Source organism: Kitasatospora sp. MAA19, from assembly GCF_029894125.1.
GTDB lineage: Bacteria > Actinomycetota > Actinomycetes > Streptomycetales > Streptomycetaceae > Kitasatospora.
Genome location: NZ_JARXYZ010000053.1, coordinates 12,075 through 27,042, shown reverse-complemented (window position 1 = coordinate 27,042; position 14,968 = coordinate 12,075). Strand labels below are relative to the sequence as shown.

Annotated in this window: 16 protein-coding genes and 1 pseudogene; 4 read left to right on the top strand and 13 right to left on the bottom strand. The window is 69.2% G+C overall.

The annotated features are described in order from the left end of the window. Positions 1-87: 87 nt before the first annotated feature. The 3 genes from P3T27_RS38955 to P3T27_RS38945 form a co-directional block, all read right to left on the bottom strand. The gene (locus tag P3T27_RS38955; protein WP_280686086.1) at positions 88-1,350 is read right to left on the bottom strand and encodes an MFS transporter; all 1,263 of its coding nucleotides are present in this window, start codon (positions 1,348-1,350) and stop codon (positions 88-90) included. Between the two features lie 2 nt (positions 1,351-1,352). Then, a complete protein-coding gene (locus tag P3T27_RS38950; protein WP_280686085.1) occupies positions 1,353-1,964 on the bottom strand; it encodes a helix-turn-helix domain-containing protein in 612 nt (203 codons plus the stop codon). Positions 1,965-2,228: 264 nt separating this feature from the next. Then, positions 2,229-2,888 (bottom strand): MFS transporter, encoded by a 660-nt coding sequence (locus P3T27_RS38945; RefSeq protein WP_280686084.1) that lies wholly within the window; start codon positions 2,886-2,888, stop codon positions 2,229-2,231. Between the two features lie 82 nt (positions 2,889-2,970). Here P3T27_RS38945 and P3T27_RS38940 point away from each other — a divergent pair, with 82 nt between their 5' ends. Further along, positions 2,971-3,690 carry an IS6 family transposase gene (locus P3T27_RS38940; protein WP_280686083.1) on the top strand — a complete coding sequence of 240 codons (720 nt, stop codon included), beginning with the start codon at positions 2,971-2,973 and terminating at the stop codon, positions 3,688-3,690. Between the two features lie 173 nt (positions 3,691-3,863). Here the strand turns inward: P3T27_RS38940 and P3T27_RS38935 are convergent, their stop codons facing one another. Both P3T27_RS38935 and P3T27_RS38930 read right to left on the bottom strand, forming a co-directional pair. Continuing rightward, on the bottom strand, positions 3,864-4,568 hold the full coding sequence (locus P3T27_RS38935) for a DUF6461 domain-containing protein (RefSeq protein ID WP_280686082.1): 705 nt from the start codon (positions 4,566-4,568) through the stop codon (positions 3,864-3,866). 61 nt (positions 4,569-4,629) lie between these two features. Continuing rightward, positions 4,630-5,475: a hypothetical protein gene (locus tag P3T27_RS38930; RefSeq protein ID WP_280686081.1), complete on the bottom strand. Its 846-nt coding sequence runs from the start codon at positions 5,473-5,475 to the stop codon at positions 4,630-4,632. Here P3T27_RS38930 and P3T27_RS38925 point away from each other — a divergent pair. Together P3T27_RS38925 and P3T27_RS38920 are read left to right on the top strand one after the other, a co-directional pair. Continuing rightward, the gene (locus P3T27_RS38925) at positions 5,459-6,037 is read left to right on the top strand and encodes a hypothetical protein (RefSeq protein ID WP_280686080.1); all 579 of its coding nucleotides are present in this window, start codon (positions 5,459-5,461) and stop codon (positions 6,035-6,037) included. The genes P3T27_RS38930 and P3T27_RS38925 overlap by 17 nt on opposite strands. Positions 6,038-6,322: 285 nt before the next feature. After that, entirely contained in the window at positions 6,323-7,042 is a 720-nt protein-coding gene (locus P3T27_RS38920) for an IS6 family transposase (RefSeq protein ID WP_280686079.1), read from the top strand. A 463-nt stretch (positions 7,043-7,505) separates the two neighbouring features. Here the strand turns inward: P3T27_RS38920 and alr are convergent, their stop codons facing one another. The 5 genes from alr to P3T27_RS38895 all read right to left on the bottom strand — a co-directional run bounded on the left by alr (position 7,506) and on the right by P3T27_RS38895 (position 11,232). After that, positions 7,506-8,582: an alanine racemase gene (gene alr / locus P3T27_RS38915; RefSeq protein WP_280686078.1), complete on the bottom strand. Its 1,077-nt coding sequence runs from the start codon at positions 8,580-8,582 to the stop codon at positions 7,506-7,508. Between the two features lie 61 nt (positions 8,583-8,643). Further along, positions 8,644-9,879, bottom strand: a complete 1,236-nt coding sequence (locus tag P3T27_RS38910) for an MFS transporter (RefSeq protein ID WP_280686077.1) — start codon at positions 9,877-9,879, stop codon at positions 8,644-8,646. A gap of 35 nt (positions 9,880-9,914) precedes the next feature. Further along, positions 9,915-10,685 (bottom strand): alpha/beta fold hydrolase, encoded by a 771-nt coding sequence (locus tag P3T27_RS38905; RefSeq protein ID WP_280686076.1) that lies wholly within the window; start codon positions 10,683-10,685, stop codon positions 9,915-9,917. A gap of 10 nt (positions 10,686-10,695) precedes the next feature. Further along, positions 10,696-10,917 (bottom strand): phosphopantetheine-binding protein, encoded by a 222-nt coding sequence (locus tag P3T27_RS38900; protein WP_280686075.1) that lies wholly within the window; start codon positions 10,915-10,917, stop codon positions 10,696-10,698. A 12-nt stretch (positions 10,918-10,929) separates the two neighbouring features. After that, complete coding sequence (locus P3T27_RS38895) at positions 10,930-11,232, bottom strand: hypothetical protein (RefSeq protein ID WP_280686074.1); 303 nt, start codon at positions 11,230-11,232, stop codon at positions 10,930-10,932. Positions 11,233-11,238: 6 nt separating this feature from the next. Here P3T27_RS38895 and P3T27_RS38890 point away from each other — a divergent pair, with 6 nt between their 5' ends. Beyond that, complete coding sequence (locus P3T27_RS38890; protein WP_280686073.1) at positions 11,239-11,805, top strand: hypothetical protein; 567 nt, start codon at positions 11,239-11,241, stop codon at positions 11,803-11,805. A 68-nt stretch (positions 11,806-11,873) separates the two neighbouring features. Here P3T27_RS38890 and P3T27_RS38885 read toward each other — a convergent pair whose 3' ends face one another. The 3 genes and pseudogenes from P3T27_RS38885 to P3T27_RS38875 form a co-directional block, all read right to left on the bottom strand. Then, complete coding sequence (locus P3T27_RS38885) at positions 11,874-12,725, bottom strand: hypothetical protein (protein WP_280686072.1); 852 nt, start codon at positions 12,723-12,725, stop codon at positions 11,874-11,876. A 50-nt stretch (positions 12,726-12,775) separates the two neighbouring features. Next, positions 12,776-13,411 carry a 3'-5' exonuclease gene (locus P3T27_RS38880; RefSeq protein ID WP_280686071.1) on the bottom strand — a complete coding sequence of 212 codons (636 nt, stop codon included), beginning with the start codon at positions 13,409-13,411 and terminating at the stop codon, positions 12,776-12,778. Positions 13,412-13,620: 209 nt separating this feature from the next. Continuing rightward, positions 13,621-14,962: pseudogene (locus P3T27_RS38875) on the bottom strand (ISL3 family transposase). Positions 14,963-14,968 lie beyond the last annotated feature (6 nt).

Below are 14,968 nucleotides of genomic sequence, written 5' to 3'. Positions count from 1 at the left end.
CTCAGCCTCGGCGGACACCGCCCTCTCCTACCAGGCCGTCAAGCTACATAACCCCACCCACGGAAGCGACAGGGGAGCCCGAAATCCTTAACTACCCGGCCTTGGGGGAAGGTCCGTCGGCGTCCCTTCGCCGGGCTCTTGCGCCATCCGCGCGGTAACTACTGGTTCGATCAGCCGGTGGGTGGTGCGGGTGGCCAGGTAGAGCGCCGAGGCGACCATCAGGATCCCCATCACCGCGAGCAAGACTCGGTAATCCAGCAGTGCGATCAAAGCCGCGCCAACGGCGATGGCCGCAGTCTGCGGTACTCCTATCAGCACGTTCAACGCGGCATCGGTCCGGCCCATCAGAGAGGGGGGCGTGCGCCGCTGGAAAAGGGTCATGACGCCCGCAACGATCAGAGGCAGGCTGGCACCGATGAGCATGACGCCCGGCGCGACCGCCAGGAGAGATGGGGCTGCACTCAGGAGGAATCCTGCGGCAGCGCAGGTCAGGCCGAGCACCACGGTCCGCCTTTCCCCTACGCGTCGCATGAGCACTGCGGCGGCCACCCCAGCCGCTATCGCACCTGCACCCTGCAATGAGCCGAGGACGCCGAGGAAGGTCGGCGGACGGTGCAGACCTGCGTCGACGACTGCGAAGAGGACTGACTCGCAGAATCCGAAGGCACCAACGGCGAGAACCGCGGCGACGGTGAACTGGCGCAAAGCGGGAGTCCGCGCGATGTAACGGAAGCCAGCGGCGATCTGGCCGCCAGTTTCCTCTTGCTGATCCGACTGCGGGCGATCCTCCCGCTGCCGGATCAGTGCAATGAGCAGGGCTGCGAGAGCGAAGGTCACCGCGTCGCCTACCACCAACGACTCCAGGCCGAATGCCGACAGCACACCTGCACCCAGGAGAGGCGCAATCAGACGCAGGCCTTGCAGCAGGGTCTGCAGGAGGCCGTTAGCATCGCCCAAGTGCTCCGGTGGGATCATTGTCTGGGTGAGCGCAGTGATGGCCGAACTGGTGACGCCGTTGGCCAGCCCGTACAGAGTCATGACGACGTGACAAATCCAGACGCCATGGCGATCGTGCACCAAAAGCAGCGGCAAGACCAGCACCACGGATACCAGATTCAGGACGATCAGCAAGGGCCGGCGACGCAATCGGTCCACCAGGGCGCCGCCCAGGGGAGCGCCCAGGGTACCGAGGATGAAGGCAAAGAAGGTCAGGCCCGCGGCGGAACTGCTGCCAGTGAGTTCCTTGACCCGGATACCGAGGGCAATCCACAAGGCGTTGCTCCCAGTCATGTCGATCACCCTGGCAAGGACCAGCAGGCGGACGTCGCGGGAAGCAAGTAGGGCACGCACGGTCAGTCCTCCAGGGGGCGCAGGGCGTCGGCGGGGAAAGTAAACTGGATCAGTTCCATCGGGATGGCGCCCTCTGGGCGCAGTGACGGATCTTCGAGCCGCTCGCGGTAGCGCAAGAGAGTGGCAGTCAGCTCCGTCTTGAAGGACTCTGCTTCTTCCAGAGTGAGGTAGAAGATCGACTCAGCAGAGCTGGTGATCTTGTTCCAGTGCTCGGGGAAATCGGATCGCATGGCGCCGATTTTGCAGAGCCGTTCCAGCCATGAGTCCCACAGCACCGTGCTGAGCACAGCAGTGGCGATCGTGGTTTCGGGGTCGCCTGCGCGATCGGAATCCTCGATGGTGAAGCCGATGTGGGCACGCCGCCAGGGGCGACTGCGGCCAGTGCCGCCCCCCGCCTCCTCGACGAAGCCGTACTTGGCCAGGGTGCGCAGATGGAAGGCGCAGTTCGTCGGGGACTCACCCACCATCTGTGCCGCTTCGGTCGCAGTCAGCGGCTCGCGCCGACCCAGGGCTTCGAGCAGGGCTAGACGAGTGGGGTGGGCGACAGCCCGCATGGCCTTTGGGTCAGTGAGCCTGCGGTGCTCGCGTGGAGAGGGGCCATCTTCGAAAGGCATGTTTCGAAACTATACGCTCGAAATATGTCTCTTGAAAGCTGCGAGTGTCAACTCCCACCGCTCCGACGGGGAACCGGCATCAACCCGGCGACGTTCAGTGTCTGTCTGACATCCCTGTTCGTGCGTTCTGGGCGTGCGGATGCTGGAGGTTATGGCCTCTGGCGGGGCGTGTCGGCGGCCGTGGCAAAGTCAGGGGTGCGGCCAGTTGAGTCCCGGCTGATGGCCGCCAGAAATCCAGATGGATGGCCGTCGGACCTGCGGTGGTCACTCGGCCTGGTCGGGCAGGGTGCGCATCCGGACCACGGGCACCCACAGCAGCGGCAGGACGCTCAGCACGCCGCCGATGACCGCCAGCCAGAGTGCCGGGCGCAGACCGATCCAGGTGCCGAGCGCGCCGGCGACGAGCGCGCCGGCGGTGCGCACGCCGTTGATGAGGTTGAGGTAGGCGCCCTGTACCCGGGACCGGTAGTGGTCCGGGGTCAGCGCCTGCTGGATCGAGGAGCCGGCGATGTCACAGAGCATCAGTCCCATGCCGGACAGGAGCTCGGCCACCACGACCAGGCCGAAGGCGATCCACTTGTCCTGGGTCCCGAACGGGACCAGGGCGAGCGCACCGGGGAAGACGACCGAGCCGACGATGAACGTCATGCCGATGCCGATGCGCTTGCTGAACCAGCCGGTGACGAACGAACCGAGCAGCGCGCCGATGGCGCCCGGCCCGAGGGTGACCCCGATCATCCCGGGCGTCAGGGCGAGCTCACGCGAGATGAAGAGCAGGAACAGCGTGAAGTAGACGGTGTAGAAGAGGTTGAGGAGGCCACCCGAGAAGAACTTGGCCCTCAGCACGGACGTCCGGAGCACGAAGCACAGGCCGTCCATGATGTGCGAGTCCGAGGTCTTCTTCGTGGGCTCCGGTTCCTGCACCGATATGGACCGCAGCGGTGCTGTCACGTTGATCGGTGAGTGAGATGATCTTCGGGTTAGTCGTGGCCGGGAAGGGCCTGTCGTGGAGAGCGCTTCGCCGGCGTACAGGGGCCACCGGTACCCGGTGGAGATCATCGCGCACTGCGTGTGGCTGTACTTCCGGCTCCCGCTCAGCTTCCGCGAGGTCGAGGAGCTGATGCTCCAACGCGGTGTCGTCGTCTCCCACGAGACGATCCGCCGCTGGTGCCTGAAGTTCGGGCAGGCCTACGCCGACGGGCTGCGTCGCCGCCGGCCGCGCTCCGGTGACAAATGGCATCTCGACGAGGTCTTCGTCGAGATCAACGGCGAGCGGCGGTACCTGTGGCGGGCCGTCGACCGGCACGGCGACGCCCTGGACATCCTGGTCCAGTCGAAGCGGGACACGAGGGCCGCCAAGCGGTTCCTGGCCAGGCTCATGAAGAAGCGGAGCCGTGTGCCGCGGGTGCTGGTCACGGACAAGCTCAAGAGCTACGGCGTCGCCCACCGCGAGCTCATGACCTCGGTCGAGCACCGCTCGCACAAGGGCTTGAACAACCGCGCCGAGAACTCCCACCAGCCCACCCGCCGGCGCGAGCGGGCCATGAAGGGCTTCCGCTCACCCGGCGCCGCCCAACGGTTCCCGTCCGCGTTCAGCGGCATCTCAGCCCATTTCCGGCCCCGACGCCATCTTCTGACCGCCGCCCGGCACCGCCTCGAGACGACCCTCCGCTCCACCATCCGGGATCACGTCACCGAGACCACCGGCCTGCCCACCGCACCCTGAGCCAGGCGCCCCACCCAGCACCCCACGCACCCCGGCACACCCTCAGCCCGACACGCGCGCATCAACGTGACAGCGTCAGCAGGAGGCCGTCGAGCGCGCCGCCCGACGAGTTGGGCACGGGCGGCGCTCGCCGACATGGTGGCTCCGTACCTACGGGTCCGCCACTGGGCGACTCAGCCCAATGTCCAGCCGTCCCGGAGGTTTTCGGCTTCCTCAGTGCTCTGCATAACGTCGAGGGTTCCGATGAATTGGCCGAGGTCAGCGAGCGGTGCGCTGCAGCCGGGAGGTGGGGGTGTCAGGGCGAGTGATTCGCGCCGGGCGTCGGGCATGTAGGCGGTCTGAAGCGGCCCTGTGAGCGTCTCCCACAGGATCTCGATGCCGGCATACCGGGCGACGGCACGCAAGGCCGCCCCCGTCATGGAGGACGCCTGTGGGTTCGGCAGTTCGGCACGGACGGCGTCGTAGAGCTCATAAGGTCCGCTGCCCTGGGGCGGATGGTGTTGGCCGGGCTCGAAGCACTCGAGTTGTCGGCCGTTCCCCAAGCGTTCGACCACGGTCATACCGACCGCGTAGAACAGGCGCACGACCTCGCTGTGCTCGCACAGCCGGGCCAGCACACCAGGCTTCGCCCCCTCCGCCTCCCGGTCCTCGAAACAGAAGGTCCACCCACCAAGCTGTCCTACCCTCAACAGCGCACCGGCCGCCATCGGATACAACGTTCCCGCCTCCGCGGCCGATAGCAGCCGCGCCCGCTCCGCATCCGCACCGTAGGCAGCGACCACCTCCCCCACCGACAGACCCCGCACCAGGTTCAGACAAAACGTGGGCATCAGATCGCTCTGCGCCCACTCCCACCACACCGGTACACGATCGACCACAGGTTCCTCCTCAAAGGAAGGGCTGCGCCCCGGGAACGCTCCGGGGCGCAGCCGCTCGGTATCAGGACGTGACGCTGACGACGAACTTCTCGGCGTCCAGGACGCGGTCGGTCTGCACGAAGCTGCCGTATTTGCCGCCCGCCGCCGAGTTCTGGGTGAGGGGGACGTGGCCGCGGACGCAGGGCTCGTACTTGGTGACGTCGGGTCGGCCCTTCACCGAGTAGAACATCCACTGCCCGTTCTCGAGCTGCGGGACGATGTCCGCGCATCCGGTATGGCCGCCCTGGTAGGTCCCGGCGAACGGGTACTCATCGCAGGAATCGTCAGTGACGGCAGCCACAGGGCTGAACGTTCCGTCTTCGCACGTTACGCGGCGATTGGCCTTCGCGAGATCCTCGCCCTTCATACGCTGCAGCGGATTATCCGTGGCGCCCCAGTGGTCGGACATGTTCTGGATCGCCCAGGCATAGGTGGCGGCAGCGGCGCCGTACTGACTCAACGGCAGCACGAGGTTGGCCCGTATATCCGGGTAGACGCACCCGGGGTACTGCCCGACGGCGTTGTCACAGCGGATCAAACGGCCGTTGGACCAGTTGGCGTTCGGCTGGGTCGGCTGCACGCCGGCCATGGTGACGAACATGTGGTACTTGGTTGTGATCTTGTCGTCGATGCTTCCCGCCGGCAGGTTCTCGGAGTAGGTGACCTGGCCGGAGACCTGCTCGCCGATCCCGAGCGAGCGCTGGCCCGCCCACGGGGTGGGGGCGGTGGCTGTGCACTGTGAGTCGCAGGTCACGTCGAATCCGACGTCGAGCCGGGTGACGTCACCGGTCGCCGACTCCAGCTTGACCGTCACCAGCTCGTTCCAGGTCGTCGAGGTGGCGTTGAGCGTCATGCTGGTGGTGACCACCAGCACTCCGGTACCAACAACGGCGCCCTTGTCGTTCCAGTGGGTGAAGGTGGTCCTCGCCTCCCTCAGGCAGGAAGAGAACCGCTGGTACCACCAGGAACCCGCCCCCGCCAGGCTGCAGACTCCCTCACCGGCTGCGACGGCAGCCTTCGAGGCGGGCTTCTCAGTCCCCTGCGCGGGCGGAGCCGGTTCCACGGCCAGACAGGACCTGCCCTGCGGGCCCGTCCTCGAGGGGGCAGCCGGAGGGCAGCTGTCCGTCGAGGCGTTGAACGGGGCGGACACCGAGGTCTGCTTCATCCCGATCGTCGCGGCACTGAGCGTGCCGACCAGACTCCCGCGCGGCGACGCCTGGGAGGAAGCCGCCGAGGACGGCGAGGCCATCGACACCTGCCCACCGGCAATCACGAGGACCGACAACGCCCCGGCCGCCACCGATCTCATCCACCGGCCTGCATGTAAAGCCATCACTGAATTCCTGATCCCTTCATACCCGGGAAACTCGCCGCAGTCGGGCGCCGAGAGTGCTCACGTCGAACTGACTGGCCGTCGTGATCAGACGTAGGCACACAGTTGCACGGCCACCGGACTCCGCCGGTTCAATCGGCCATGCATTTCCGGCCACCAAGACGCCCTCGCCGAAGTGCTGCTCGCCGACCTCGCCGACGACGACGAGGCGCTGCGGGGGAGGGCCGTAGCTGGCGGCTGCGGACCAGAGATCGGGCAGGTCGATCGCGGCGGCCGGACATGCTGAGCGCAGCACAGTCACCGGGGCTGAGCGAGAGGTGCTGTCACGTTGATCGGTGAGTGAGATGATCTTCGGGTTGGTCGTGGCTGGGAAGGGCCTGTCGTGGAGAGCGCTTCGCCGTCGTACAGGGGCCACCGGTACCCGGTGGAGATCATCGCGCACTGCGTGTGGCTGTACTTCCGGTTCCCGCTCAGCTTCCGCGAGGTCGAGGAGCTGATGCTCCAACGCGGTGTCGTCGTCTCCCACGAGACGATCCGCCGCTGGTGCCTGAAGTTCGGGCAGGCCTACGCCGACGGGCTGCGCCGCCGCCGGCCGCGCTCCGGTGACAAATGGCATCTCGACGAGGTCTTCGTCGAGATCAACGGCGAGCGGCGGTACCTGTGGCGGGCCGTCGACCAGCACGGCGACGTCCTGGACATCCTGGTCCGGTCGAAGCGGGACACGAGGGCCGCCAAGCGGTTCCTGGCCAGGCTCATGAAGAAGCGGAGCCGTGTGCCGCGGGTGCTGGTCACGGACAAGCTCAAGAGCTACGGCGTCGCCCACCGCGAGCTCATGACCTCGGTCGAGCACCGCTCGCACAAGGGCTTGAACAACCGCGCCGAGAACTCCCACCAGCCCACCCGCCGGCGCGAGCGGGCCATGAAGGGCTTCCGCTCACCCGGCGCCGCCCAACGGTTCCCGTCCGCGTTCAGCGGCATCTCACCCCACTTCCGACCCCGACGCCACCTGATGGCCGCCACCGGCTACCGAGCCGAGATGACCGTCCGCTTCACCATCTGGGAGCAGGTCACCGGAGCCACCAGCCCGCCCACCACGGCCTGAACACACAGTTGCAACCCGGCCCCACCACACCCCGACACACCCTCAGGCACTCTCGCACCCAACAACGTGACAACGCCCTCTCAGCCGAGGGAGTCGATCGCCCGGGAGATCAGGGTCCGCGCCGACGCGCCGTACACGGCGAAGTCCTTCGAGCCGGACGAGCTGGAGCAGATCTCCCCCGGGCGCTCAAGGGCTTCTACCGCAAGGGCCGGTTGATGCCGATGAACGACAGGAACTCCACTAACTCGCCGGGCAGTTCGATCGCCACAGCACGCTCTCCCGGGACAACGGCCAAAGCGATCCGCCCATAGTGCACACGCTGCCGCCGGTAGGGCTGAACGCGCAATCCCGCACCCTCGTAGACGGGTTCAGCCCGTCCAGGGTCGGGCGCCGACCGCCGGCACGGTCTGCCGGTTGACGTGCGGGCGATCGAAGTAGGTGGCGACCTCGCAGGGGGTGGTGCTCATGGGGCGAGGGCCCATTCGTGGATGGTGGGGTCGCCGTCCGACTCGCTGCCGATGAGGACCACCTCCTCCCCCTCCTCCACTTTCTCGTCGCCACAGTTGACGATCATCTGGTCCATGCAGATGCGTCCGACGACGGGGTAGCGCCGGCCGCGGATGGAGACCGCGAGGCGTCCGCTGAGGGAGCGCGGGATTCCGTCTGCGTAGCCGACCGGGATCAGGGCCAGGTTGAGCGCGCTCGGCGCGACCCAGTCGTGTTCGTAGGAGACGCCCTGACCGGCTTCGACCCGCTTGGTCAGCGCGACGTGGCTGGTGACCCGCATGGCGGGCCGGAGGTCGAAGCTGTGGCGCTCGGTGTACGGCAGCAGGCCGTAGAGGGCCGAGCCGGTCCGGATCATGTCGAGGTGGAGGTCGGGCCTGGTGAGCGCCGACAGTGATCCGGCGAGGTGGCGTCGGACGTCGAGGCCGGTGTCGACGGCCTGCCGCCAGGCGTCGTCGAGCAGCCTCGCCTGGTCGTCCAGCGTGTGGTGGCCCGGGACTTCGCCGTGGGAGAGGTGCGACCACACCGAGACCACCTCGATCAGGCCCTGGCTCTGGGCGGCCTTGGCGGCACCCAGCAGGGCCGCCGAGTGCTGGAGCGCCGCCCCGCCGCGGGCGAGCCCGGTGTCGAACTCCAGGTGGACCCTGGCCGGGCGTCCGGTGCTTCGTCCGGCGTCGACCGCAAGAGCCAGGGTGCGGGCGGACTGCACCGAGACGTCCACGCCGGTCGCCGTGGCCAGGCGCATGCTCTCCGCCGAGTTGTGCAGCCAGGCGAGGATCGGGGCGTCGAGGCCGGCCCGGCGCAGTTCGAGTGCTTCGGCCGTGGTGCACACGCCGAGCCAGGTCGCCCCGGCGTCGAGCGCCGCGCGGGCGACGTCGATCGCGCCGTGCCCGTAGGCGTCGGCCTTGACGACGGCCATCACGGCGGTGGCGGGCCGGCTGACGGCCTGTCGGACGACGCGCGTGTTGTGCGCGACGGCCGACAGGTCCACCAGCACATTGAGGTAGCGACGCGGAACGATCGACCGAACCTCCATAGTCAAATCCATTCGTAGCGGTCGGCGGACTGCTGTTCTCCCTTCGCCGCGTCACGGGTGCTCAGGCGGCCTCGGCCGAAACCAGCCTCGGTCGGGCCGCTTCGCGCAGCAGGAGGGTGGTGGCCACGCTGCACACTCCGGTCAGCGCGATCGCGACGCCGACCGGCACGAACTCGGCGAACACGCCGAACACCAGGGGGCCGATGCCCTGGATGCTCATGGTGGTGGTGTTCAGCAACGCGAAGCCCTGGCCCTGGAGTTCGGCGGGAACGGCTTCCAGGAAGCGCCGCTGCAGACCGAGCAGGTAGGCGGAGCCGGTGCCGGTGACGACGTAGGCGGCGGCGACCGCCGGATAGGGCAGGTCCAGGGCGAGCGTGAGCGAGGGGGTTCCCATCACCAGCAGCAGCGGCAGGACCAGCCGTTCCCGGGTGGCGGGCTCGAACGCCCGGCCGATGACGACGTCGCCGATCAGCATGCCGACCGAGGTGGCGGCCAGCAGGACGCCGGTCTGCTGGGGGCTGAACCCGCGGTGCGCGCTGTACGGGATGAGCAGGCTGCCCGCCGCGGCCAGGTAGGCGGCGGGCAGGCACTGCACCATGATCAGCTTGAGCACGCCGGGGCTGGCGACCAGCGCCGCGTTACCCCGCAGGGTCCGGCGCACGATCGACCCGCCGCCCGTCGCCGGCGCGCTCGCGTGGGGCGCCCGGGCGGGCGACAGGAACAGCCGGCTGATCGCCGCGGCGACCAGGTGCGCCCCGGCGGTGACCAGCATCGTGCGCTCCACGCCCAGCCAGACCACCAGCGTCCCGCCGGCGGCCATGCCCACCATCTGCGCGGAGACCGCGACGATGTAGGACAGCGAGCGCCCGAGGACGTAGGTGTCGCCGGTGAGGGCTTCCGCGAGGACCCTGGCCGCGGACCCGGTGGTGACCGGGGTCAGGCAGGCCACGCCGGCGACCAGGACCAGGCTGGCGGCGACCGGGAGGTGCCCGAACGCGAGCAGCAGCCCGACCGCGCACTGGAGGGCGTAGCCGGTGCTGATGAGGGTGCGCGGGGTGAACCGGTCCGCCATCGCGGCGAGGAACAGGCCGCCGGCGGCCTGCGGCAGGAAGTTGATGGTCATCGTCACCGCGGTGAGCAGCGGCGAGCCGGTCCGGTCGTACACCAGCACCGCGAGTGCCACGGCCCGCAGGGTGTCGGACATGACGCCGAGCAGTCGGCCGACGAAGACGGCACGGAACTGGACGACCGCGAAGACCTGGCCGTAGGTGGCCTTCACGGTGAAATGATCGGTCATGAGCTGGGTACCCCCGGAGCCTTCCTGGGTCGTTTCTACGGGTTGATCGCGCTGATCCGGGTGGGCAGGGTCCGCCACACCTCGGGGGTGTAGAAGTGCCCGCCGGGCAGCTGGTCGTGCCGGTAGGAGCCGAGGGCCAGCTCCTTCCACTGGGCGGGCGCGTCGGCCTCGATCACCACGTCGTCGGCGCCGGCGAGGAACTGCACCGGCATGGTGACGTCCAGGGCGCCGTTGTGGTGGAAGGTGTCGCGCACGGCGATGTCGGCGCGCATGATCTCCACCGCCATCTCCAGCAGGTCCGGGTCGCCGAGGACGTGTTCGGCGACCAGCCCGTGGGTGCGCATCCAGGTCATCAGGTCCTCGTCGGTGTCCTGGCGGGCCGGGAACATGTCGCGTGGGGTGAGGCCGCGGGCCGGGGCGTTGCACGAGGACACCACCAGGGCGTCGGGGACGGAGCTGCCCCGGGCCTCCAGCCGGGTGGCGACATCGAAGGCCATCCAACCGCCCATGCTGTGGCCGAACAGGACGTAGGGGCGGTCGCCGACTGCGGAGACGACGGTGCGGGTGGCGTCCTCGGCGAGCTCGTCCCAGGTGGTGGCGAAGTCCTCCATGAAGCGGCCGTCGCGGCCGGGGTAGCAGACCAGCGCGAGGTCCACGTCCGGTGTGACGACCTCGGCCCACGGGTGGTAGGGCCCGGTGCCGCCGCCGCAGAAGCCCAGGCAGACCAGGGTGGTGGCGGCGTCGTCGAGCTGTTTCGGTCGGATCACGGAGGTGTTCTGCCGGGCCGTCCCCAGGCGGTTGGTCATGTGTTCTCCTCTAGCGCTCGGCCGTCGCGGCCGCGCCGACGTGGGTGGCCCGGACGAACTCCGCGAAGTCCCGCAGCAGCGGCCGCCGGTAGACGTCGCGGATGGACAGGGCCGTGCCGAGCTCCTTCTTGACCCGGGCCACGACGCGGATCGCCATCAGCGAGTGGGCGCCGAGGGCGAAGAAGTCGTCGTCGGCGAAGACCCGGTCCCGGCCGAGGACGTCCGCCCACACGTCGGCGACGAGCTACTCGTACTTGCCTTCCGGCTGCCGCCCGTCGGTCCGGTCGGCGTCGGGGTCGGGGAGCCCGGCGAGGTCGATCTTGCCGTTGACGGTCAGCGGGAACGCAGCGATCGGGACGAGGCGGGCGGGGACCAGGTGGGCCGGCAGCTGTGCGGCCAGGTGCGCGCGCAGCGCGTCGAGGTCGACGTCGCCGACGCAGTACGCGACCAGGTCGTCGGCGCGGGCGACCACGACGGCGGCGCAGCCTTCGCGGTAGGCGGCGACGGCGGCCTCGATCTCGCCGGGTTCGATCCGGAAGCCGCGCACCTTGACTTGGCGGTCGGCCCGGCCGACGAACTCCAGTGCGCCGTCGGCCCGCCACCGGACTTCGTCGAGAAACTGAAGCGAGGCGCGGAACACGATGTCGGGGTCGACGGTGAAACCGGTCCCCGCCGCTGGCCCTGCCACTCCCGCCCCCTGCCCGACACCACCGCCTACGACGAGCTCCTCCCCTCCCGCCGCCGCACCGCACCGGCCGCGGCACGCGAAACACCGCCCGACCCGGCGGACCGGACCTCAGGGGTTGGCACACCGGCACCGCACGCCCGCCCGGAGGAGACGTTCGCGGCCGTAGAGGCCGAACTCCTCGCCACCGCCCAGGTACTCATCGGCGACGCTGCCTCCGGTCTATCCCACACCACCGACCGCACGCTGTGGCGACACCTGTCCGCCCACGCCCGCCAGGACGAGATGGCACTGGCCCAGGTACGCCGCGACACCGCCCACCTCGCCAGGCGCCGCCTGCGCCTCCCCAACACCCCCGAAAGCCAGCGCCTGCGCGAAGCCCTGACCGCCTACGCCACCACGTGGAGCACCACCCACAACGACAACGACGCCTGAAGCGCAGCCGGCTTCCAGGTCAACGACCGATACCACGAGCAGCGACGGCCGCCGAGACGGCCAACAGGTCACACCCGGCGGTCCCTCACCGGGTAGAGCTTCGCGTGCAGCACCCGCTCCTCCCACCACGGATCGTCTGGAGTGGAGACCAGCGCGGCCACCAGCTCGCGCTTGGTCGGGGCGGGCAGCATCAGCGGGCCCAAGTCCTTTGCGGCGCGGGCCTGTACGCACTCGGGGCACTCCAGCCGGTCCGGCCGGGCCTTCTCCCGCAGCTCCAGCTTCGAGCCCTCCTTCCCGCCGATCGAGCCCCGGCACGTCCAGCACGGGCGCAGCGCGGCGTTGGCCGTGCGGGCGGCCTCCAGCTGCTCTTCGGCTTCCCGTTCCAGCCGCTCGTTGCGGTCGTGGTGGCAGGTCCAGCAGCGGCCGCCGGGGCGGCGGGTCCACTCGACCTGTCCCTGGCGGCCGTACTCCCAGGTGGTCTCCTCCTCGGGAACGTCGCCGCAGTCGATGCAGACCAGGGAGTCCATCAGCTCCTGGTGGGCCTGGTGCTCCTCGTCCTCGCGGGCGGCCTGGCGCAGGTCGTAGGCAGCCCGGTTGTTCGGGTTCTCCAGCGCCTCGACGAGGGAGTACCGGCCCGAGCGGCCGAAGCGCCACCAGATGGGCCCGAGCGGCCCGTGCTCGGCCAGCAGCTCAAGGGTGGTCGCGACGATGGGCACGGCGTCGTCGTACTCGCGCCACCCGTCCTCGTTGTAGTCGCGGACCTCCCTGCACCACCGGCCGCGCCAGCAGTCGGCGGACAGGTCCGCGACGGCCTGCTGCCGGTTGGCCAGCGCGACCGGTCCGGCACCGGTGACGACCAGCGCGACCGGCGGGTACCCGGGCCGGGTGTGGCCGGGCCAGGTACGGCGCCACCAGTGCACCGCCCGATCGGCCGGCTCGTAGTTGGAGCGGGCCGGGTCCGCCCGCTTGGTCAGGTCTCTTCCTTGGGAAAAAGGCGCCGTACCATCTCGATCACGAAGGCTGAGGGCCCATGGGATATCCAGTATCCGTTCTTGGTCTCGTACCCGGGGCCGACAATCATGGTCACGGTCGATTCGGCACGGGTGAGGGCGACGTAGAAGGTGCGCCTTTGCTCCTCGAGCTCCGCTTCCGTGGGCTTCCGCCATCTGTTCCCGCCGCCGGGGACATCGCGCGGAATGAGGCCTTGCACGAGGCCGGGCAGGATCACCGTGTCGAACTCTCGGCCCTTGGCCGCGTGGTAGGTGGCGAGCAAGACTTTCCCGACGACTTCCTCGCCGCGCGCGAGGTCCTGCAGCACAAGATCCTTGGACTGGCACAGACCGGCCAGGGCGGCGAGGCTGCTCGTGTTGTCCTGGTCAGGGTGCCCTGCGGCTACCTCGTCGAGAGCCAGGCCGACGCGCAACTGCTCCAGCCAGGCGAGGGCCGGGGCGTCGGCGGGGTAGAGCTCCGCGGGGTCGAGGCACTGTTGCAGAGCCCTGGGTAGGAGAAGTCGTGAGGGAGGAGAGGCGAGCTGGGCCTCGGTGCGCAGTGTGGTGAGGGCGCGTGCGAGGGAGGCAAGGGGCGGCGCTTGCGCACGGCGCAGCATGTCGGCACGTTCGCGCGGGCCCGGTCGACCAACTGCCCGATCAACTGGTCGTCCAGCAGGTCCGCCGACAGCTCGACCGGCCGGACCTCTTCAACCGCCTCGATAGAAGCAGTCACGTCGCTCATCAGGTGTTCTTCCTTGATCGGGAGTTACACCGAAGACCGGGCTCTTACAGGATTTTCGTAGCCGGTGATCATTCGGGTCGGGCGTCAGCTGAGCAGGATGCGCTGTCGTAGGAGGGAGTGTCCGGCGCGGCCGTATGTCTGCCTCTTGATCAGCTTGATCTTGTTGTTGACGCCCTCGGTGCGGCCGTTGTGCCAGGGCAGGGTGAGGGCGGCGTCGACGGCTGCGCGGTCGCGCTCGAGGCCGGTGGCGTAGGAGTGCAGAAAGGGCAGCTCCGCTGCCCGGATCTGGGCGATCCAGCCGGTCAACGCCTCTGGTGGCGTGGTTGGCCTCGACCCGCCCCTGGGTGATGTAGCGGACCAGGAGGTTCGCGCTGCCGGTGTAGCCCAGCTCCTTGATCTCGCGCAGAAGGTGGGTGACGGGCACCGCTGGGTCCTCGGCCCGACGTCGGCGCAGGTGGTCGCGGTAAGGGTCGACCAGGGTCGGTCGGTACTGCGGTGTCCGGACCATGCGCTCGGGCTCGCTGTGGCGGGCGTATCGCTTGACGGTGTTCAGGGACAGGCCCAGCCGGCGGGAGCATTCCAGCAGGCCGACCCCGGCATCCAACAGCTGGTGGACCTGCTGCCACCGCTCGCGGGTGGTCTGTGCGCGCATGCCCTCCCGCAGTGGCGGGCCGGCCTTGGCCCAGCACGCGCTGTGGGCGCCGACCTCCTTCAACACCGCCTCGGCCAGGCCGTGCCACAGGTGCCAGCGATCGCAGACCTGCACGATCCTCGGGTCGGCGTCCGTGGTGGCCTGGGCGAAGCCTCCGGCCCCATCCCGGCAGACGACCTCGATGCCGGGGTGGGCCTTCAGCCAGGCGGTGACCGTCTCCCTCTTCCGGTCCGGCAGTACCTCGATGCGCTCGCCGGTGGCGGCGTCGGTCAGGATCGTGGCGTAGCGGTGGCCCTTGCACAGGGCGAACTCGTCGATGCCCAGCACTCGCGGGGCCGGTCGGGCGGGCAGCGTGATGCGCATCAGGCAGTTCAGCACGCTCGCCCAGGACAGCATGTGGTGCAGCACGCCCAGCAGGTGGGCTCCGGCCGATCCGGCCAGCGCCACGGCGACCGCATCGACCACCTTCTGCAGGGCTGGAGTGCGCCGCTGGTAACGCCGGGTCAGCCCCGCGACCTGCTCGACGAAGGTGACCTTCTTACAGGCGGGGTTCTCGCAGTACAGGCGGCGCACCGATAAGTCGATCACGACCGCACGGCCGCCCACCGCCTCATCCGCGACATGCCGCACATACCGCGAGTGCACCCAATCCGACGCCTGCCCGCACCCCGGACACGCCGCCGAGGCGTCATCTCTGGTCCGGGCCGTGATCCGCAGCAGGTCCCCGCTGGCCTCCACGCGCTCGACCTGTACCGCGGCCAGCTGCGGCAGCAGGTCCCC

Coding starts and splice junctions, on each gene's coding strand:
- P3T27_RS38950 (WP_280686085.1), bottom strand. CDS start 1,964: ATGCCTTTCGAAGATGGCCCCTCTCCACGCGAGCACCGCAGGCTCACT.
- P3T27_RS38925 (WP_280686080.1), top strand. CDS start 5,459: ATGCTGGTGGTGACCACCAGCACTCCGGTACCAACAACGGCGCCCTTG.
- alr (WP_280686078.1), bottom strand. CDS start 8,582: ATGGAGGTTCGGTCGATCGTTCCGCGTCGCTACCTCAATGTGCTGGTG.
- P3T27_RS38910 (WP_280686077.1), bottom strand. CDS start 9,879: ATGACCGATCATTTCACCGTGAAGGCCACCTACGGCCAGGTCTTCGCG.
- P3T27_RS38905 (WP_280686076.1), bottom strand. CDS start 10,685: ATGACCAACCGCCTGGGGACGGCCCGGCAGAACACCTCCGTGATCCGA.
- P3T27_RS38880 (WP_280686071.1), bottom strand. CDS start 13,411: ATGCTGCGCCGTGCGCAAGCGCCGCCCCTTGCCTCCCTCGCACGCGCC.